Raw genomic sequence first — 19,774 nt, forward strand, 5'->3', positions numbered from 1 at the left:
ATGGAGATAAAATCAAAATCTTCCTATCGAGCCGCTGCCCCAATGCTCGCGGCAATGATGCGAAGGACAATTCCGTGACAGATTCTCGACTCCCGACCTATTTCGTCAGCCATGGCGGTGGTCCCTGGCCCTACATGACAGGCGAATTCCGTCGCAACTTCGACGTGCTCGAACAGTCGCTGGTCGACATGCGCGCTGAACTCGGTGATGCGCCGAAGGCGATCCTCGTGATCTCGGGGCACTGGGAAGAGGAAGGTTTTGCCATATCGTCGGGCGTCAAACCGGGCATGGTCTACGACTATCACGGCTTTCCCGAACACCTCTATCACATCACCTACAATGCCCCCGGTTCGCCTGATGTCGCAAACCGCGTCCAGCATCTGCTGCGGGCGAGCGGTATCGAAGCGGCGCTTGATCCGACGCGTGGTTACGATCACGGCACGTTCAGCATCATGAAGCCGCTCTATCCGGAAGAGAACATCCCTGTCGTGCAGCTTTCGCTGGATGCGGGTTATGATCCGGGGCTGCACATCAGCGTCGGCCGGGCGCTGGCGCCGTTGCGTGACGAGGGCGTCCTGATCATCGGCAGCGGTCTCAGCTATCACAATCTTTCGGCCATGCGCGGCACCGGCGGATATGAGCCGTCCCGCCGCTTCGATGCCTGGCTTCAGGAAACACTGGTTCACATAGCCTGCGACAAGCGTACCGAGCGGCTGTTCGAATGGCAGCAGGCGCCGGCCGCCCGGGCGGCGCATCCGCGCGAAGACCACCTCATCCCGCTCATGGTGGTGGTCGGCGCCGCCGAGAACGAAGCCGGCGCCACCACCTATCACCAGAAGGATTTTGCCGGCGGGCTCACCGCATCGAGCTTCCGTTTCGGCCGCGCGCCCTCAACCCCCCAATCACATGGAGATGCGCAATGACCGGCGAAATCTTCAAGCCGTCTTCGCCACGCCGATAAGGCTCTGGAAAGAAAACCAGGAACTCAGAAGGCGGCCTCCGCCGCCTGACCTCACATCAACCTTTTTGGAGAAACTCGATGATCAATACCGGCAAATGGACGCCATACATTCTCGCACTTCTGCGCATCATGGCGGCCTTACTCTTCCTCGAACATGCCACAATGAAGTTTCTGCAGTTTCCGGGTCCGATTCAAGGCGTACCCTATCCGCTGCCCGCCCTCCTGCTGGTTGCAGGCGCAATCGAGGTGATCACCTCTGCTCTGATGCTCGTCGGATTTCGAACGCGCATCGCCGCATTCATCGCTTCGGGCGAAATGGCTGCCGCCTACTTCATGGGCCACACGCCGTATGGCTTCTGGCCGGCGCTGAACATGGGCGAAGGTGCCATCCTGTTCTGCTTCATCTTCCTCTACATCGCCTTTGCCGGCGGCGGAGCCTGGACGCTCGACAACGCGCGTCCTCCCGCCACGGCTTGAGACGGCCTCATCCGGGAATCGCCTGTGCCCGGCAGCCGGGCATAGGTGCAAACGAAACGCTAAAAATTCTGGAGGCGCAATGAAAGCGGCACTTCTGAAATCCTATGGTGATGTCGATCAGTTCGAAATCGCGGATATTCCAGCGCCGAAGCCCGGACCGGGCGAAGTCCTAATCAAGATAGAGGCATCCGCCGTCAACCCCTTCGATCTCATTCTCCGCCGGGGCTTTATGGCGCAGTACATCCCGCTTCCGCTGCCGGCCGTGCTCGGAGGTGACGCCGCCGGCACCATCTCGGCACTCGGCGAAGGTGTGACCGGTTTTGCGGTCGGCGACCGGGTGGTCGCCGATTTTGCCGCAAACGGCAGAGGCGCGCATGCGGAATATGGTGTCGTTCCCTCGACATCCATCGCAAGGCTGCCGGCCGCACTCGGCTTCGAGCAGGGCGCCTCGCTGGTCAAGGCAGGTCTTACCGGCCGGCAGACCGTCGAAGCGCTCGGCGTCAAGGGCGGCGACCGGGTCCTCGTTTCTGGCGGCCTCGGCACGGTCGGACGGTCCGCCATCCAATACCTCAGGCAGATCGGCGCCCAGCCGGTTGCGGGCGTCCGGCCCGAGCGGCTGAACGAAGGCCGGGGGCTGGCGGGCGAAGCACTCGACATCACGGTTCCCGCCGCAAGCCCAAGTTTCGACTACGCGATCAGCACGGCCGGCCCGGTGGCCGGCAACCTCATCGGTTATGTCCGCGACCGCGGCACGGTTGCGAGCATCGTTCCGGTGCCGGAAGGCGCCAATGCCGGAAACCGCGTTATCATCCGCGAACTCTATCATCGCACCGACGCGGCCATGCTCGACTCTATTCTGGCGTCCGCCGCCAGCGGTGACCTGGTGATCCCGATTTCCCATACCTTCACCCTGGAGCAGATCGGCCTTGCCCAGAACGCGGTTGCGGCAGGTGCTCCCGGGAAGGTCGTTCTCAAACACTGAAAAGCAGACAAGCGGCACCGCTTCACGCGAAAGGTAGCACCGGCATGACGTTCTTCGTGCCGGTCGTTTCGGTCGCTTGCGTGGTTTTCTTTTCCATTCCTCCTCAAAGGCGGATTTTTCCGCCGGTCCTGTCGATTTTCGCATCTGAGGATCGTCTTCCTAACGATGTGCTGGAAATCCGTTGCGATCGCGGCACATCCTTTGAGCCCCCGAGACGCGCAACGACAGAAGGAGGATATGTGATGGATGATCAGCAGCTGGTACCCGCCGCCGTACTCGCGGCAAAAAACGGCGTCCGTTTTCCCAATGAGAGCGAGGAATATCGCAGTGCCCGCGACGCGCTGCTTGCCGAAGAGATCGAATTGCGCCGGCACATCGAGCGCGTGGCAAGACAGCGCCGGGCGCTGCCGCCGGGCGGCGAGGTGAAGAAGGATTATCGCTTCGAAGGCGCCGACAGGCCGATCTCGCTGAGCGAGCTCTTTGCCGACAAGGAGACGCTGATCGTCTATAGCTACATGTTCGGGCCGGAGCGCGAGCGTCCATGCCCCATGTGCACCTCGCTGCTGTCGGCCTGGGACGGTGAGGTGCCTGACATCCAGCAACGCGCTGCGCTTGCGGTCGTTGCCCGCTCGCCGATCGGAAAGCTGCTTGCCTTCAAGAAGGAGCGCGGCTGGCATCACCTGCCGCTCTATTCCGACACGACGGGCGATTACAGCCGCGACTACAACGCCATCGGCAAAGGCGGCGGCGATGACCCTGCCTATAACGTCTTCACACGGCGCGACGGCACCATCCGCCACTTCTGGAGCCAGGAAATGGGCGACGTCACCTCGGATCCCGGCGAGGACCCGCGCGGCGCCCCCGACCTGATGCCGCTCTGGACCTTGATCGACACGACGCCGGAAGGCCGGGCGCCGGACTGGTATCCGAAGCTGTCCTACTGACGGTTTTAGCGCGCGCTGCGTCAGCCGGTGGAGCGGTTTCTGGAGGTCTCGATCCATTCGAGATTGGTCACAGAAGCCTCCGGTAGCAACGACGGATCGAGATCGTAGACGTAGCCGCTCAGCATGTCGGCGGCGCGTTCGGCCGCCTTGATCTTCGCCTCGGTTTCCGCGACCGCCTTGGAGATCGCTTCGATGCGGGCGCGGAACATATGGGCGAGCACGTCACGGCCGGACTGCTTTTCCAACCGCTCCAGATGCAGGCCGACGCGCGAGGCGTGGCGTTCCAGCTCGCTCTTGCTGAACCGCGCCTTGCGCAATTCCTCGGAGAGGCTTTCTTGCATGACCGCGACCGGATCGAAACTGCCCGGCGCCCGCTCGTCGAGCACGGCGTCGGTGACGAGCTTCTCGATCATCACAAGCGCCTGCAGCTCGGCCGCATCGGCGAATTCGACGTCATAGCCGGTATCGTCATAGACCTTGCGGCGGACCGGATCGAGAAGCAGCGCGTAGGCTTTCTGCAGATTGTCGAAGGCTTCCGTATCGCCGCCCGAATCAGGATGGGCGACCTTTGCCAGGCGCCGGTAGGCCGCCTTCAGCTTCGCCTCGTCCGCATCGCGTTCAACGCCGAGAATATCGTATGGATCCGTCACACCTGCTCCCTTGCCGCCCTTGATGTCGCGGGCAGTCTAGGTCTTCTTCTGCATCAGAAGGGCAAAGTTTAGACCGAAAGCAGGAACGGCGTCCATGGCCTGATATCGCGATCGCCGATGCTGGCACCCTGATTTTTTCCGAAATCGATCGAAATTCCAAACTGTTAAGGGAAAATCAGTGAGTGGCGATCGAGATGAGATAACATCTGGCCTGGCCGTCGATATCAAGCGCAGCTATCGTCATATCCTCGATCAGCAGCGTGTCGCCGGCTGCAAGCGTCCCGGTCTCGCCCGACCGGCGGAATGACACCATGCCGCGGTGGCAGAGGAACAGGCATGTCGGCGATGGCAACGGCAGGCGCGTGGCGCCGTCGATGTCGATTCGGGCGAGGCTATGGGTGAGGCCGGCCCGGCGCGTCATGACGTTGAGATCGGTGATTGCGCCGTCTTCGAGCCTGGCGGTGACGGGGATATCAGCCGGGAAGGCAAGAGGAGTGCTTTGTGTCGTCAGCAGGACAGCAGCGCTGCCGTCGATCTCGAGCACCATGCCGTTGCCGTCGAGGACCGCCAGCGTCCGGTCGATGCCCGGGAAAATCGAAAACGGTCCGTCCTCCGCGACCGCTGCCATGCTGATGCGCCAGTCGAAATCGTCGATCGAGGCGCCTGGCGGAGAAACGGCGATCTCCACCGTCTCTCCCTTGCCGTTCTTCCACGGCATGCGCTTGTGATCGCCGGCGCGCAGGATCCTCATGTGGTTCAGTTTCCGAGGATGCCGGGCAGGCGCAGGCCCTTGTCCCGGGCGCAATCGAGGGCGATGTCGTAGCCGGCATCGGCGTGGCGCATGACGCCTGTCGCCGGATCGTTCCAGAGCACGCGCTCGAGACGCTTTGCCGCATCATCCGTGCCGTCGGCGCAGATGACGACGCCGGAGTGCTGCGAGAAGCCCATGCCGACGCCGCCGCCGTGATGCAGCGACACCCAGGTGGCGCCAGAGGCGGTGTTGAGCAGGGCGTTGAGCAGCGGCCAGTCTGAGACAGCGTCGGAGCCGTCCTTCATCGCCTCGGTTTCGCGGTTCGGCGAGGCGACCGAGCCGGAATCGAGGTGGTCGCGGCCGATGACGATCGGCGCGGAAAGCTCGCCGTTTTTGACCATTTCATTGAAGGCCAGAGCCAGGCGGTGACGGTCGCCGAGGCCGACCCAGCAGATACGCGCCGGCAGGCCCTGGAAGGAAATGCGCTCCCTGGCCATGTCGAGCCAGTTGTGCAGGTGCTTGTTGTCGGGCAGCAGCTCCTTCACCTTGGCGTCGGTCTTGTAAATATCCTCCGGGTCGCCCGAGAGGGCTGCCCAGCGGAAGGGGCCGATGCCGCGGCAGAACAGCGGTCTTATATAGGCAGGCACGAAGCCGGGGAAGGCGAAGGCGTTTTCCAGGCCTTCATCCTTGGCGACCTGACGGATATTGTTGCCGTAGTCGAGTGTGGGAATGCCGGCGTTCCAGAAGGCGATCATCGCCTCGACATGCTCGCGCATCGAGGCGCGCGCCGCCTTTTCCACAGCCTTCGGATCGCTTTCGCGCTTGGCCTTCCATTCGGCCATAGTCCAGCCTTTCGGCAGGTAGCCGTTGATCGGATCATGCGCCGAGGTCTGGTCGGTGACGATATTGGGGCGGATGCCGCGGCGAACCATTTCCGGCAGGATCTCGGCGGCATTGCCGAGCAGGCCGACGGACTTGGCTTCGCCTGCCTTGGTCCAGCGGTCGATCATCGCGAGCGCTTCGTCGAGCGTCTCGGCCTTGGCGTCGAGATAGCGGGTGCGTAGGCGGAAGTCGATCGAATCCGGATTGCATTCGACGGCGAGGCAGCAGGCGCCCGCCATGACGGCGGCGAGCGGCTGGGCGCCGCCCATGCCCCCGAGACCGCCGGTCAGGATCCACTTGCCTTTGAGATTGCCGCCGTAATGCTGGCGACCGGCCTCGACGAAGGTCTCGTAGGTGCCCTGCACGATGCCCTGCGTGCCGATATAGATCCACGAGCCGGCCGTCATCTGGCCGTACATGGCAAGGCCCCTCTTATCCAGCTCGTTGAAATGATCCCAGGTCGCCCAATGCGGCACCAGATTGGAGTTGGCGATCAGCACGCGCGGCGCATCCTTATGCGTGCGGAAGACGCCGACCGGCTTGCCGGATTGCACCAGCAGCGTTTCCTCTTCCGTCAGCGTCTTCAGCGTGGCGACGATGCGGTCGAAATCCTCCCAGGTGCGCGCAGCGCGGCCGATGCCGCCATAGACGACGAGCTCGTTCGGATTTTCGGCGACGTCGGGGTCGAGATTGTTCATCAGCATGCGCAACGGCGCTTCTGTCATCCAGCTCTTGGCATTGAGATCGTTGCCGCGGGGCGCGCGGATTTCACGGATATTGTGGCGTGGATTGGTCATGACGGTTCCCCTGTCGAGTGAGCTTTATCGTTTCAGGCCGGGTGCTATCTGTTCGAGGCGCACCAGAATGTTTTTGAGATGAATGCGAAGCCTGTCGGCCTTGGCGGCGTCATAGGCGAAGGGCGGCGTCTCGGTCTGCAGATGCGTCGATTGCGCGAGCTCCATCTGGATCGCGTGCACACCGGTCTCGGGCCGGCCGTAATGGCGGGTCGTCCAGCCCCCCTTGAAACGGCCGTTGAGCACGCTGTCATAACCTTCGGCGGCTTGCGTGACGGTAAGCGTCGCCTGCTCGACGGCGCTGTCGCAGGTCCTGCCCATGTCGGTGCCGATATTGAAATCCGGCAGCTTGCCTTCGAACAGGAAGGGAATATGCGAGCGGATCGAGTGGCAATCGTAAAGGATCGCGACGCCATGGATTGCCCTGACGCGCTCGATCTCGGCGGCAAGTGCCGCGTGATAGGGCGCATGGAAATCCCTGAGCCGTGCGGCGATATCGACCTCGTCGGGCGCCTGCCCGTCCTTCCAGATTGGCTTGCCGTCGAAGTCCGTTTCCGGAACGAGACCGGTGGTGTTCTGGCCGGGATAGAGGCTGACGCCGGCCGGATCGCGGTTGGCGTCGATCACGTAGCGATGGAAGTTGGCGCGGACCGTCGTGATGTTGTCGAGCAGCCCGTCATAGAGGTGGTGGATGTGCCAATCGGTATCGGCGAGGATACGGCCATTGTCGTTGAGGCGGTCGGCGATGTCGGGCGGCACCTCGGTGCCGGTATGGGGGAAGCCGAGGATGATCGGCGAGGTGCCCTGGCGGGTTTCGTATGGTGCGGTCATGGGCAAAGCGCTCCGGCGTTGCGGGCGTTACCCCCCTCTGTCCTGCCGGACCCGGGGTCGAGCCGCGTGTCTCGACCCGTCCTTCGGACCCCCACAAGGGGGGAGATCGACTCGTGGATAGGGCTGCGCCAAACAATTGACGTTGGAGCGAGCGGGTCCGCCCAGCCGATCTCCCCACCTGTGGGGGAGATGCCCGACAGGGCAGAGGGGGGTGCCAAGTGCGCAGACATCACCATCAACCCTCCAAAACCGGCAAAATGCCTGTCGAAACTGAATCGTTCAGCGCCCCCGTCGCCACCAGTGCGGCGGCGGCGGCGAGATCCCCCGCCAAGTAACGATCACTCTCGAGGCTCGGCACCTTGGCGCGGATCGCAGCGATCGCCTTCAAAAGCTCCGGGCTCGTCGACAGCGGCGCGCGCAGTTCGACGCCCTGGGCTGCCGTCAGCGCCTCGATGCCGATGATGGCGAACAGGTTTTCGGTCATGCCGAGCAAGCGCCGGGCGCCGTGGCAGGCCATAGAGACATGGTCTTCCTGATTGGCAGAGGTCGGTGTCGAATCGACCGAGGCCGGGTGCGACATCTGCTTGTTCTCCGACATCAGCGCCGCCGAGGTGACCTCGGCGATCATAAGGCCGGAATTCAAGCCCGGCTTCCTGGCGAGGAAGGCCGGCAGGCCATAGGAGAGGGTGGGGTCGACGAGCAACGCAATGCGGCGCTGCGAGATCGCGCCGATCTCGCAGATGGCGAGCGCGATCTGGTCGGCGGCGAAGGCGACGGGTTCGGCGTGGAAATTGCCGCCAGAGACGACGGAATTATCCGAGAGCACCAGCGGATTGTCGGTGACCGCATTGGCTTCGATCTCCAGCGTGCGGGCGACCGAGCGCAAGAGATCGAGGCAGGCGCCGTCGACCTGCGGCTGGCAGCGGATGCAATAGGGGTCCTGCACCCGCTCGTCGCCCTCGATATGGCTCTGGCGGATGATGGAGTTTTCGAGCAGGCCGCGCAGGGCTGCTGCCGTGTCGATCTGCCCCTTATGGCCGCGCAGCGCATGGATATCGGCATGGAAGGGCGCCGAGGAGCCCATGGCCGCATCCGTGGACATGGCGCCCGTGATCAAGGCGGATTGGGCGGCGCGATGGGCGCGGAACAGGCCGGCGAGCGCCAGCGCCGTCGAGGCTTGGGTGCCGTTGATCAGCGCCAGGCCCTCCTTGGCGGCGAGCACGACCGGTTTCAGCCCGGCGCGTTCGAGGGCTTCAGCGCCGGAAAGGCATTTGCCGTCGAAAAAGGCTTCGGCCTCGCCCATCATGACCGCCGCCATATGGGCGAGCGGCGCAAGATCGCCGGAAGCGCCGACCGAACCCTTTTCCGGGATCAGCGGGATGACGCCCTTATCCAGCATGCCTTCGATCAGTCGCACCAGTTCCAGCCGCACGCCGGAGGCGCCGCGCCCGAGCGAGACGAGCTTCAGCGCCATGATCAGGCGTACGATATTCTCCGGCAGCGGCGCCCCGACGCCGCAACAATGAGACAGGATAAGATTGCGCTGCAGGGTGGCGACATCGGCGCTGTCGATCTTGATCGAGGCAAGTTTGCCGAAGCCGGTATTGATGCCATAGACCGGCGCGTTGCCGGCGGCGATCTCGGCAATGCGGGCGGCGGCCTTGTTTATGCCGGCGTCGAAAGCGGGATCGAGTCTTGCCGGCTCGCCCGTCCAGTAAATAGTCTCGAGGTCGTTGAGCGAGACGGTGCCCGGGTGGAGGGTGATGGTCATCGACCGTTCCTTTCGCCCTTGAAGATACGCGCATGAAGTGGGTTGAAGCCGATGCGGTAGACGAGCTCGGCGAGGGTTTCGACATTCCAGACGGCGAGATCGGCTGACTTGCCGGGCTCGATCGTTCCGGTCTCGGCGATGAGGCCGAGAGCGCGGGCGCCTTCGCGGGTGGCGCCGGCGATGCATTCCTCGACGGTGAGCCCGAACAGTGTCGCCGACATGTTCATGGTCAGCAGCATCGAGGTCAGCGGCGAGGTGCCGGGATTGCAGTCTGTGGCGATCGCGATCGGCACGCCGGCCCGGCGCAGCGCCTCGACCGGCGGCTTCTGCTTCTCATGGATGGCGTAGAAGGCGCCGGGCAGGAGCACGGCGACAGTCCCAGCAGCCGCCATCGCGGCAACGCCATCTTCGTCGAGATATTCGAGATGATCGGCTGAAAGCGCGCCGTATGACGCAGCAAGCTTGGCGCCGCCGAGATTGGAGAGCTGTTCGGCATGCAGCTTGACCGGCAGGCCGAGCGCCTTCGCCTTGTCGAAGACCCGGGCGATCTCGGTCGTGGAAAAGGCGATGCCCTCGCAGAACCCGTCGACGGCATCGGCGAGGCCGAGATTATACATGTCGTCGAGGCCGGGCAGCACGACATCGTCGAGATAGTCGCCGTTGCGGCCTTTGTATTCCACCGGCGTCGCATGCGCGCCGAGATAGCTGGTGGCGACGCGCACCGGTCTGATATGACCGAGAAGGCGCGCGCTCTGCAGCATTTTCACTTCGCCGGCCCGGTTCAGCCCGTAGCCGGACTTCACTTCGATCGTCGTGACACCTTCGGCAAGCAGCGTATCGAGCCGCGGCAGCGCTTCGGCGACGAGGTCTTCGACCGACAGCGCATTGGTGGCCTTCACCGAGGACACGATGCCGCCGCCGGCGCGGGCGATTTCTTCGTAGGTCGCGCCGGCAAGGCGCATCTCGAATTCGCGGGCGCGATTGCCGCCGTGAACGATGTGGGTGTGGCAGTCGACGAGACCGGGGGTGACCCAGCGGCCTTCGAGATCCACGATCTCGGATTTCTCGATGGCGGATGCCGGCAATTCGCTTTCGGCGCCAGCAAAGGCGATACGGCCCCCTTCAGTCAGCACGGCGCCCTTTTCGATGATGCCGAGACCTGCTCTGTCGGGCGCCAGCGTCGCAAGCCGCGCATTTCGCCACAGCACCGGCCGGATATCGGCGGATGGGGTACCCTCAGAAAAATTGTTCCCGCTCATCAGCTTTGCGCCTTTCCTTATGCCGAAACATGTATATACATAATCAACAGGTGACAAGAGAAATTTTGCGCGCTTTTCTGGAAAAGAAAGATCGGCGGCGCGGCAGGAGGAGAAGAAGGCCATGACCATACTTCACGCGGAGACGGCGCTGACGTCGCAAGGCTGGCGGAAGAACGTGCGGCTGACGCTCGAAGAAGGGTGCATCGCCCGGGTCGAGCCCGACGCTGCCGCAGCACCCGGCAATGAGCGCCATGCCCTGATCGTTCCCGCCATGGGCAACCTGCACAGCCATGCCTTCCAGCGAGCGATGGCCGGCCTTGCCGAAGTGCGGGGGCCTGCCAGTGACAGCTTCTGGAGCTGGCGCACGGTCATGTACAAGTTCGCCCTGGCGATGACGCCCGATCATGTCGAAGCGGTCGCCGCCAAGCTCTATGCCGAGATGCTGGAGGCGGGCTTTTCCCGTGTCGGCGAATTCCACTATCTCCACCATGACACGGATGGCGGCGCTTATGCCAATATCGCCGAGCTTGCCGAACGCATCGGTGCTGCGAGCGAAGAGACCGGCATCGGCCTGACGCTTCTGCCGGTCTTTTATGCCCATTCCGGCTTCGGTGGTGCCGCGCCGATTGAAGGCCAGCGACGCTTCATCAATTCGCTGGAAAGCTTCGAAAGGCTGATGGATGGGTGCCGTGTGGTGACCGGCCGGCTCGACGGCGCCGAACTCGGGCTGGCGCCGCACAGCTTGCGGGCCGCCACTCCCGAGGAGTTGGCGAAGCTTGTGCCGATGGCGGGCGACGGGCCGATCCACATCCATGTCGCCGAACAGGTGAAGGAGGTCGAGGACTGCATTGCCTGGTCCGGCGCGCGGCCGGTGGAATGGCTGCTCGATCATGCGCCGGTCGATCAGCGCTGGTGCTTCATCCATGCAACGCATATGACCGAGGACGAGACGCGGCGGATGGCGAAGAGCGGGGCGATTGCCGGCCTCTGCCCGATCACCGAAGCCAATCTCGGCGACGGCGCCTTTGCCGCGCCGCTCTTCCTCGAAGAGGGCGGCCGTTACGGTATCGGTTCGGATTCAAACGTGCGGATTTCCCTGCCGGAGGAATTGCGCCAACTCGAATATTCGCAGCGCCTGGCGTTGCGCGCCCGCAATGTCGTCGCGGCACCTGGCGGATCGACGGCGCTTTCGCTATTCACCCACGCACTTGCTGGCGGCGCCGGCGCGCTGAGAGCGCCGGCCGGCCTCGTCGAGGGTCATCACGCCGATCTCGTTTCGCTCGATACGTCAGCCGTTCCCTACCTCTCGGGCGATCAGATCCTCGATCACTGGCTGTTTGCCGGCGGCGTTTCCGTCGATTGCGTGTGGGCGCGCGGCTTTAAGCAGGTGGAAGGCGGCCGCCATCGCGAGCGCGACGCAATCGACCGGCGGTTCCTTGCCGCAATGGGCGAGTTGCTGGCGGCCTGAAAAAGCACTTTTCCTTTCAAGGCATTCGATCTAGACCGGAGAACCAATCGGAACGTGGCGATGAACCAAAGCAGGGATCTGACCTTGCACCAGCGCATCCTGGGCGAGATCGAGGGGCGTATCGTCTCGGGCGAATGGCCACCGGGGCATCGTATTCCCTTCGAGGTCGACCTCGCCACGCAGTATGACTGTTCGCGTATGACGGTGAACAAGGTGCTGACTCAGCTCGCCAAGGCGGGCCTGATCGAGCGCCGCAAGAAATCCGGCAGCTTCGTCACCCAGCCGCAGGCGCAATCGGCCGTGCTCGAAATCCACGACATCAAGGCTGAGGTGCAGTCGCTGAACCTGCCTTATTCCTATGCGCTTTCGAAGAAGGCGAGCCGCAAGGCGAAAGCGGAAGACAGAAGCCGGCTGGAACTGCCCGTGGCGTCTTCGGTCATCGAGGTGGTCTGCGTCCACAATGCCGGGGCGCGGCCCTTCTGCCTTGAGGAGAGGCTGATCAGCCTTGAAACCGTGCCTGAGGCCGCCGATGCCGATTTTCTGACGGTGGCGCCGGGGCCGTGGCTGCTCGGCCAGGTACCGTGGAGCACGGCCGAACACCGGATCCACGCGGTCTCCGCCAGTGCCGAGGTGGCCGCGGCGCTCGACATTCCGCGCAACACTGCCTGCCTGGTAGTCGAACGCCGCACCTGGAGCGGCGCCGGTCCGGTGACCCACGTCCGTTTCACCTATCCGGGCGATCGCCACGCGCTGGTGGCGCGATTCACGCCGGCCTCGCAGTAGGTTCCATATACAAGATGGTGAGTGTTTTCACTCTTCGAACATCTTGCCGCTGCGTGCTTCGAGCCGATAGCGATAGCCGGGATAGACGAGGCGGGCGGTCGAGACCACCTGTTTTGCCGACCATGTGCGCCGGCGGATCGTCAGGCACGGCTCGGTCTTGAGAATGGTGAGCAGCTTGCATTCCCAGGCCTGCGGCATCGCCGCCTCGACGACATGCTCGGAGCCGCTGAGCGGGGCGGCCGCCGTCAGATAGGCGTTCGGCGTCAGCGTCGTGAAGTCCTGCTTGAGATAGTCGGGAGCGGCTTCCGGATGGACAAAACGGTCCTCGATCTGCACCGGAACGCCGTTTTCGCTGTGCACGATCAGCGAGTGGAAGACCGCCGCGCCGATTTCAAGTTCCAAGCTGTCGGCGATCTCGGGAGAGGCGGTTTCCTGGGCAAGAATGACGACAGACGCCTCATGAACATGGCCGCGTTCGGCGATCTCCTCGGCGATGTTGCGCACCTCGAACAGCGCCGAATAGCCCTTGCGCTCGGCGACGAAGGAGCCGACACCCTGGATGCGGACGAGTTCGCCCTCGTTGGCAAGTTCGCGCAGCGCCCGGTTGGCGGTCATCTTGCTGACGCCGAGCTCGACGACCAGTTCGTTTTCCGAGGGAACGCGGTATTTCGGCGGCCATTCACCACTGTGGATGCGGTCGAGGATCACCTGTTTGACGCCGGCATAGAGCGGCGTGCTGTCATTTCCTGCCAGGTCGCGTTTCATCTCGTCGGAACGCTTCATTGCCTATTCCTTTTGCACGGATGCAATTCGCCATATAAATCGACTTTTCTCTTGCATATCACAAATTTTCTCATATGGTACCATATACAACCTCCCGAACAGTCCTCGATGAAAAAATAGGACGGAACGGGCAAGCCGGCGGAGATCGGCGGTGCCGCAAGGTCTGTTTCAACTCCAGAGGAGAATTCATCGATGAAATTAAGCGCAATCCTTTTTTGCGGCGTCGCCGCCTTTTCCGCTTTCGCAGCTCCGGCCTTGTCCAAGGACTGGACGAAGGCGACCATCACCCTTGAGGGCGCTTATGCGCCTTGGAATCTCACCAATGCCGACGGTACGCTTGGTGGCTTCGAGCCTGAGCTTGCCAAGGTGCTCTGCGAGCGCGCCAAGATCGAATGCACGCTGGTTGCCTCCGATTGGGACGGTATGATCCCGGCGCTCAACGCCGGCAAGTTCGACGTCATCATGGATGCGCTGTCGATTACCGAAGAGCGGCGGAAGATTATTGATTTCACCATTCCCTATGCCGCGACTCCCGCCGCTTTCGCCACGGCCAAGGATAGCCCGCTCGCCAATGCCGCCGGCACCGGCGCCACGATCAAGATGACGCCCGGCCAGACCGGCGTGAAGGAGATCGACGCGCTGAAGGAACTCTTCAAGGGCAAGACCATCGGCATCCAGGCGGCGACCGTCTATGCCAAGTTCGTCTATGACAATTTCGGCGATATCGCCGAGATCCGTGAATACAAGACCGGCGCCGATCGCGACCTCGACCTGCAGAACGGCCGCATCGACCTCGGCTTCGACGACGCCGTCTATTTCGCCAATGCCTTTGAGGCAGCCAATGGCGCGCTTGCTTTCACCGGCCCGGAGATCGTCGGCTCGATCTGGGGCGAAGGCGAAGGCCTCGGCATCCGCAAGGCCGATACCGAGCTGCGTGACAAGTTCAACGAGGCGATCAAGTCGACGCTGGCCGACGGCACGGTCAAGAACCTTTCGATGAAATGGTTCAAGGTCGACGTCAGCCCGCAGCAATAAGCCTTACGGCCTCTTGGCCGCGGGCGCGGTCTCCGGCTTTAACGCCGGAGACCGCGTGTTATTCTCAAATCCATAAGACACTGCCGCGGACGGGGAACGGACGATATGGCAAGCTTGGAACTGCTCGGCTTCGGTTCAACCGGATGGGGCGCGCTGCTCATTCTCGCCGCCTTGATGACGCTCGCCGTCACGGCGACGGCGCTGGCGATCGGCGCGGTGCTGGGCGCGATCGTCGCCTTCGCGAAACTCTCCGGCAATCCGCTCCTCATCACGCTCGGCAATGTCTATACCACCGTGTTTCGCGGCGTGCCGGAACTGCTGATCATCTATCTCATCTATTTCGGCGGCTCCTCGGCCGTCACCTCGATCGGCAAGGCGATGGGCTACGAGGGTTTCCTCGGCCTACCGTCCTTTGCCGCCGGCGCGCTTGCCGTCGGCATCATCTCCGGCTCCTATCAGGCGGAAGTGTTCCGCGGCGCCTTCCTCGCCATTTCCAAGGGCGAACTCGAAGCCGCCTCGGCGATCGGCATGCACCGCGGGCTGCGCTTTCGCCGCATCATCATGCCGCAGGTGCTTCGCTTCGCCATTCCGGGCCTCGGCAATGTCTGGCAGCTCAGTCTTAAGGATTCGGCGCTGATCTCCGTGACAGGCCTTGCCGAGCTGATGCGCACCAGCCAGGTGGCGGCGGGCTCGACGCGGCAGTATTTCCTGTTCTTCATCGCCGGCGGCGCGCTCTACCTCATCCTGACCAGCCTTTCGGACCGCATCTTCAACGGCGCCGAACGCCGCGCCAATCGCAGCATGCCGGCATCGGCCATGGGCCAGGCGTAAGGAGGCGAAGATGGATTTCACGTTTCTCGCCTCGACCATGGTCACATTGCTGAAAGCCGTGCCGACGACGCTGATCCTGTTTTCGCTGTCGATCTTCTTCGGCGGCCTGCTGGCCCTCGTCATTGTCTGGATGCGGGTCAGCGGCAACCGCCTGCTTTCGGGCTTCGCCAAAGGTTATATCTTCGTCTTCCGCGGCTCGCCGCTGTTGATCCAGATGTTCCTGGTCTTCTACGGCCTCGGCCAGTTCGGGGTGATCCGCTATTCCTTCCTCTGGCCGTTCCTGCGCGAGCCGATGGTCTGCGCCATCCTGTCCTTGGCGCTCTGCACTGCCGGCTATACGGCGGAGATCTTCCGCGGCGGCATCCGTGCCGTGTCGCCGAAGGAGATCGAGGCGGCGCGCTCGATTGGCATGTCTGGTTTCCTGCTGGTGCGCCGCATCCTGGCGCCGATCGCCTTCCGCCACGCGCTGCCGGCCTATTCCACCGAGATCGTGCTGATGATGAAATCGACGGCGCTCGCAAGCCTCGTCACCGTGTGGGAGGTCACCGGGGTCGCCCAGCGGCTGATCTCGCAGACCTACCGGACGATGGAGGTCTTCCTCTGCGCGGCGATCATCTATCTCGTTCTGAACTTCATCATCCTGCAGGGCATGGCCCTGCTTGAATATTCGCTCTCCCGACACCGCCGAGCGGCCCCGCAGCCGCTGAAGGCATAGGCGTTTTTGACCTGATTGGAGCAACCATGCCAGGCGTCACCCGACTTTCGGTTCGCAACATCCGCAAGAGCTTCGGCACCCATGAAGTGTTGCGCGGCATTTCCCTCGATGCCGAGGACGGCGACGTGATTTCGTTGCTCGGCGCCTCCGGCTCGGGCAAATCGACCTTCCTGCGCTGCATCAACCTGCTCGAAACCGCCAGCGATGGCGAAATCTGGGTCGACGGCGAGCATATCGAGATGGTCCACAAAAACGGCAAGACAAGGCCGGCGAGCCAGAAGCAGGTCGACCATATCCGCTCCGAACTCGGCATGGTGTTCCAGTCCTTCAACCTCTGGTCCCACATGACCATCCTGCAGAATGTCATCGAGGGACCCATCCATGTGCTGAAGCGGCCGCGCGCCGAATGTATCGCCGAGGCCGAGGCGCTGCTCGAAAAGGTCGGCATCGCAGACAAACGCCATGCCTATCCCGCCCATCTCTCCGGCGGCCAGCAGCAGCGCGCCGCCATCGCCCGCGCGCTTGCCATGAAGCCGAAGGTCATGCTCTTCGACGAGCCGACTTCGGCGCTGGATCCGGAGCTGGTCGGCGAAGTCCTGCGCGTCATGCGCGCGCTTGCCGAGGAGGGCATGACCATGCTCGTCGTCACCCATGAGATGAGCTTTGCCCGTAACGTCTCGAACCGCGTCGTCTTCATGCGCGAAGGGCTGATCGAAAGCAGCGGCACGCCGGACGAGATGTTTGCCGGCGGCGCCACACCCGCCTTCCGCCAGTTCATCGGTCATTTCGGAACGGGTCGATGACGGTCGTCCTCGATAAGGTGCTGGGCTGGCGCGATGTTGCGCGCATCGGGGCAGGGGAGGCGCTTGCGCTGTCGCCGGCTGCCTGGGCGCGGGTCGAAAGGGCAAGCCGGATCGTCGCGCGCATCGTCGAAACCGGCGTGCGCGCCTATGGCGTCAACACCGGCGTCGGGGCGCTGGCCGATACGGTGGTCGACCGCGCCTCGCAGAGCCTGCTGTCGCGCAGCATCGTGCTCAGCCATGCCTGTGGCGTCGGACCGCTTCTGCCCGCCCGCGAGGTGCGCGCCATCATCGCCGCCGAGATCGCCAATTTTGCCCACGGCCATTCCGGCGTGCGGCGTGAGATCGTCCAGCATCTTGCGGCCCTGTTGGAGCATGATTGCATTCCGGACGTGCCATCCAAGGGCTCGGCCGGTTATCTCACCCATAATGCCCATACCGCGCTCGTCCTGATCGGCGAAGGCAGCGCGACGCTTGCGGGACGGCGTATGAGCGGCCGCGAAGCGCTTGCGGCGATCGGGCTTGCCCCGCTGGTACTCGGCGCCAAGGAGGGTTTGAGCCTCGTCAACGGGACGGCCTGCTCCACGGGCTTGACCTCAGTGGCACTCTGGCGCGCCGAGCGGTTGCTCGACTGGGCCGATGCCATCGCGGCGCTGACGCTGGAAGCGGCTGGCTGCCAGATCGCCGCCTTCGACGAAGCCGTGCTGGCGCTTCGGCCATCTGCGGGAATTGGGAAAGTAGGCGCTGCGCTGCGCGCACGGCTCCAGGGCAGCGGTCTCATCGCCGCCGCCTTTGGGCGGCGCACCCAGGATGCGCTGAGCCTTCGTTCGGTGCCGCATGCCCACGGCGCCGCCCGTGATGTCTTCGACAATTCCGCCCGCATCGCCGATCAGGAGCTCGCTTCGGTAACGGACAATCCCGCCGTCTCAGGCACTCCGGAAGAACCCGTCGTCTCCTCCGAGGCGCATGCGGTCGCCCCGGCGCTCGGGCAGGCGGCCGACAGCCTCGCCGTTGCAATGGCGCAGCTCTGTGCGATCAGCGAGAGGCGCATGGACCGGCTGGTCAATCCACTGGTGAGCGGCCTGCCGCCGTTTCTGGCGAGCGATGCCGGCAGCCATTCTGGCTTCATGATCGCCCAGTATACCGCAGCGGCCCTCAGCAATGAAAATCGCCGCCTTGCCGCGCCCGCAGCGCTTGACGGCGGGCTGACCTCCGGCCTGCAGGAGGATTTCCTCGCCCATCCCACAGCCGCCGCCGGCAAGCTGCTCGCCGTCATCGACAACGCCGAATATATCCTGGCGATCGAGCTGATGGCTGCCGCCCAGGCGCATGATTTCCTGGCGGCGACGGCGCCGCGGGCGGCCGGCACGGATCTTATCTATCAGGCCGTGCGGGAGCGTATCTCCCATTATGGCGACGAGCGGCCGCTCAACGGCGATATCGAGACCGTGCGCAGCCTGATCCGCGAGAGTGCGCCGCCACCCATGAATTGAATCGGGCAGACCGTCAGAACGGCTTGCTGGTTTCGGAATCCTGCTTGGCTTTTCCGCCGGCTTCAAGGCGTTTGAGGCATTTGCGATAGGTCGGGTAGAGCTGGTCAACCCGCGAGAGCGGCAGCGTCCAGTCGCCTTCGTCGCCGGCAAAGGTCAGTTGCACGTCAGGGGTTCCTGAAAAGGAATTCTTGATGATCTTCTTCAGTCCGTCATTTCCTTTGCTCGCCGGTGGCCAGAGGCGAAGCGTCGTCTTGTCGAAGAATTCGGCGGCAACCACTTTCGTCACGTTGCGATCGGTCAGCGTCACGTCTGTCGTGGTGCCGGCCGGAATGTCCCAGCTGGTCTTGGTCACCAGCCAGAAGGTCTCGGTGGCGCTCTGACGGAATTCCATTGTCTTGCCGATCTCGCTGTCCCACAGCAGCCGGCAATAGGCAGGGCTCTCGTTCGCAAAGCCGACCGACCATTGCCGCGCGCCGCCCATCCATTCGGTCTCGCCAAGGGCTGTGACCGGCTGCAGGACGGATGCCATCAGAACCATCGCGGTCAGAATTTTCATCGCGGAAATCTTCTCCAGGACAATCGGCTCCAGCGATAGCAAAAGAAGGTTGAGCTTTTGCTACCAAAGCGTCGCGCGACTTTTCGCGTACAAGAACGCAGTCGCATCTGGTGCGTCCTGGGCGTCGTCATTCCCGCTCCCGAAGAACGCCAGAAGCACACTGAAGGATAATCGCTAGCAGTACGAAGTTCGTCAGTCCGCGTCAGAACCGGATGGCGACTCCGAAGATCGGCCCTTGCTGCACAACGTCGAAGACGAAGCCGTCGTTGTCGTAATTGACGCCCAGTGCACGATACCCGGCGACCGCCGAGATGCTGTTGTTGAACTTGTAGCCGAGGCCCAACGCTATGTCCCAGTCGAGATCGGCGCCGCCGGCGCCCACCAGACCCCAGCCGGTAAGATAGATTTCCGGGGTGAAGAAGTAGTTTCCTCTGACGCCGGCGACGGCATCGACCCATGTGGCGCTGTCTTCGACATCCACTCCGGCGAGAATACCGCCATTGAAGGAGATCTCGGTTTTGGCCGACCAGACCTTCATCCCACCGACCACGTCGAGGTGGCCATTTTGCTCTTCGAGCACGGCGTAACCGACGCCAAGAAATCCCGCGAAGGTCTTCGATGTCACATCGACGCTTTCGGCAAGGATGCCGGCAGGTGTGTCGGCGTCGGCACCGAGCTTGGTGTAGATCACGTCACCAACGATGCTGAAGCGATCGTATCTTGCTTCGCCTGCCGCCATGAACGCGAAGTCGAGATTTTCGAGAATATCGCTGAAGTCAGAGTCGAGATGGACTTCCGGAAGCCCAAACTGCCCAATATCGCCGGATATGCCGGCAGCCCAGAAATATGGCGCGAAGGTGAATTCCCAGCCGCTCTGGCTCTGGACAGTTTTTGCTTCCGGCGTAAGCGGCGTGATATCGGCGGCGTTGCCGGCCGACGCCGCGCATATGCCCGCCAGCAACAGAATGGCACGAAAATATATGGCTCTCATGAGAATCCCCCGATCTC

The 19,774-nt window shown here is 63.2% G+C and carries 20 protein-coding genes; 11 read left to right on the forward strand and 9 right to left on the reverse strand.

The genetic code is table 11. The annotated features are described in order from the left end of the window. The first annotated feature begins 74 nt into the window (after window positions 1-74). The 4 genes from CO660_RS11785 to CO660_RS11800 all read left to right on the forward strand — a co-directional run bounded on the left by CO660_RS11785 (window position 75) and on the right by CO660_RS11800 (window position 3,364). Window positions 75-923, forward strand: coding sequence for a class III extradiol ring-cleavage dioxygenase (locus tag CO660_RS11785; RefSeq protein ID WP_097598945.1), 849 nt, complete (start codon window positions 75-77; stop codon window positions 921-923). Window positions 924-1,039: 116 nt separating this feature from the next. Further along, a complete protein-coding gene (locus CO660_RS11790) occupies window positions 1,040-1,438 on the forward strand; it encodes a DoxX family protein (RefSeq protein WP_097598828.1) in 399 nt (132 codons plus the stop codon). 79 nt (window positions 1,439-1,517) lie between these two features. After that, window positions 1,518-2,420, forward strand: coding sequence for an NADP-dependent oxidoreductase (locus CO660_RS11795; protein ID WP_097598829.1), 903 nt, complete (start codon window positions 1,518-1,520; stop codon window positions 2,418-2,420). Window positions 2,421-2,662: 242 nt separating this feature from the next. After that, window positions 2,663-3,364 carry a DUF899 family protein gene (locus CO660_RS11800; RefSeq protein WP_097598830.1) on the forward strand — a complete coding sequence of 234 codons (702 nt, stop codon included), beginning with the start codon at window positions 2,663-2,665 and terminating at the stop codon, window positions 3,362-3,364. Window positions 3,365-3,384: 20 nt separating this feature from the next. Here CO660_RS11800 and CO660_RS11805 read toward each other — a convergent pair whose 3' ends face one another. The 6 genes from CO660_RS11805 to hutI form a co-directional block, all read right to left on the reverse strand. Beyond that, window positions 3,385-4,014, reverse strand: coding sequence for a J domain-containing protein (locus CO660_RS11805; RefSeq protein ID WP_011427926.1), 630 nt, complete (start codon window positions 4,012-4,014; stop codon window positions 3,385-3,387). Window positions 4,015-4,189: 175 nt separating this feature from the next. Then, window positions 4,190-4,765, reverse strand: coding sequence for a HutD family protein (locus tag CO660_RS11810; RefSeq protein ID WP_097598831.1), 576 nt, complete (start codon window positions 4,763-4,765; stop codon window positions 4,190-4,192). Window positions 4,766-4,770: 5 nt separating this feature from the next. Further along, window positions 4,771-6,444, reverse strand: coding sequence for a urocanate hydratase (gene hutU, locus CO660_RS11815; protein WP_097598832.1), 1,674 nt, complete (start codon window positions 6,442-6,444; stop codon window positions 4,771-4,773). Between the two features lie 24 nt (window positions 6,445-6,468). Then, complete coding sequence (gene hutG / locus CO660_RS11820; protein WP_097598833.1) at window positions 6,469-7,272, reverse strand: N-formylglutamate deformylase; 804 nt, start codon at window positions 7,270-7,272, stop codon at window positions 6,469-6,471. A gap of 235 nt (window positions 7,273-7,507) precedes the next feature. After that, window positions 7,508-9,043, reverse strand: a complete 1,536-nt coding sequence (gene hutH / locus CO660_RS11825; RefSeq protein ID WP_097598834.1) for a histidine ammonia-lyase — start codon at window positions 9,041-9,043, stop codon at window positions 7,508-7,510. Beyond that, window positions 9,040-10,302 (reverse strand): imidazolonepropionase, encoded by a 1,263-nt coding sequence (hutI, locus tag CO660_RS11830; RefSeq protein WP_097598946.1) that lies wholly within the window; start codon window positions 10,300-10,302, stop codon window positions 9,040-9,042. Before hutI ends, hutH (CO660_RS11825) begins: the two co-directional genes overlap by 4 nt. 121 nt (window positions 10,303-10,423) lie before the next feature. On the opposite strand from hutI, the gene CO660_RS11835 reads away from it, so the two are divergent. Together CO660_RS11835 and hutC (CO660_RS11840) are read left to right on the forward strand one after the other, a co-directional pair. Next, window positions 10,424-11,770: a formimidoylglutamate deiminase gene (locus CO660_RS11835; protein WP_097598835.1), complete on the forward strand. Its 1,347-nt coding sequence runs from the start codon at window positions 10,424-10,426 to the stop codon at window positions 11,768-11,770. Window positions 11,771-11,830: 60 nt separating this feature from the next. Further along, on the forward strand, window positions 11,831-12,553 hold the full coding sequence (gene hutC, locus CO660_RS11840) for a histidine utilization repressor (protein ID WP_097598836.1): 723 nt from the start codon (window positions 11,831-11,833) through the stop codon (window positions 12,551-12,553). A gap of 27 nt (window positions 12,554-12,580) precedes the next feature. On the opposite strand, the gene hutC (CO660_RS11845) is transcribed toward hutC (CO660_RS11840), so the two are convergent. Beyond that, window positions 12,581-13,336, reverse strand: coding sequence for a histidine utilization repressor (gene hutC / locus CO660_RS11845; RefSeq protein ID WP_085780927.1), 756 nt, complete (start codon window positions 13,334-13,336; stop codon window positions 12,581-12,583). Window positions 13,337-13,528: 192 nt separating this feature from the next. Here hutC (CO660_RS11845) and CO660_RS11850 point away from each other — a divergent pair, with 192 nt between their 5' ends. From CO660_RS11850 to hutH (CO660_RS11870), 5 genes are all read left to right on the forward strand, one after another. Further along, window positions 13,529-14,371 carry a transporter substrate-binding domain-containing protein gene (locus CO660_RS11850; RefSeq protein ID WP_097598837.1) on the forward strand — a complete coding sequence of 281 codons (843 nt, stop codon included), beginning with the start codon at window positions 13,529-13,531 and terminating at the stop codon, window positions 14,369-14,371. Between the two features lie 105 nt (window positions 14,372-14,476). Further along, entirely contained in the window at window positions 14,477-15,202 is a 726-nt protein-coding gene (locus CO660_RS11855; protein ID WP_097598838.1) for an ABC transporter permease subunit, read from the forward strand. 10 nt (window positions 15,203-15,212) lie between these two features. Then, on the forward strand, window positions 15,213-15,917 hold the full coding sequence (locus CO660_RS11860; RefSeq protein WP_097598839.1) for an ABC transporter permease subunit: 705 nt from the start codon (window positions 15,213-15,215) through the stop codon (window positions 15,915-15,917). A gap of 26 nt (window positions 15,918-15,943) precedes the next feature. After that, entirely contained in the window at window positions 15,944-16,720 is a 777-nt protein-coding gene (locus CO660_RS11865; RefSeq protein WP_097598840.1) for an ATP-binding cassette domain-containing protein, read from the forward strand. Next, window positions 16,717-18,210: a histidine ammonia-lyase gene (hutH, locus tag CO660_RS11870; protein ID WP_097598841.1), complete on the forward strand. Its 1,494-nt coding sequence runs from the start codon at window positions 16,717-16,719 to the stop codon at window positions 18,208-18,210. The genes CO660_RS11865 and hutH (CO660_RS11870) overlap by 4 nt, the downstream gene beginning before the upstream one ends. A 13-nt stretch (window positions 18,211-18,223) precedes the next feature. On the opposite strand, the gene CO660_RS11875 is transcribed toward hutH (CO660_RS11870), so the two are convergent. Together CO660_RS11875 and CO660_RS11880 are read right to left on the reverse strand one after the other, a co-directional pair. Then, window positions 18,224-18,766 carry a hypothetical protein gene (locus CO660_RS11875; RefSeq protein WP_097598947.1) on the reverse strand — a complete coding sequence of 181 codons (543 nt, stop codon included), beginning with the start codon at window positions 18,764-18,766 and terminating at the stop codon, window positions 18,224-18,226. 202 nt (window positions 18,767-18,968) lie between these two features. Beyond that, window positions 18,969-19,757, reverse strand: coding sequence for a hypothetical protein (locus tag CO660_RS11880; protein ID WP_097598842.1), 789 nt, complete (start codon window positions 19,755-19,757; stop codon window positions 18,969-18,971). Window positions 19,758-19,774 lie beyond the last annotated feature (17 nt).

Source organism: Rhizobium sp. L9 (genome assembly GCF_002531885.1).
In the GTDB taxonomy this organism is placed as follows: domain Bacteria; phylum Pseudomonadota; class Alphaproteobacteria; order Rhizobiales; family Rhizobiaceae; genus Rhizobium.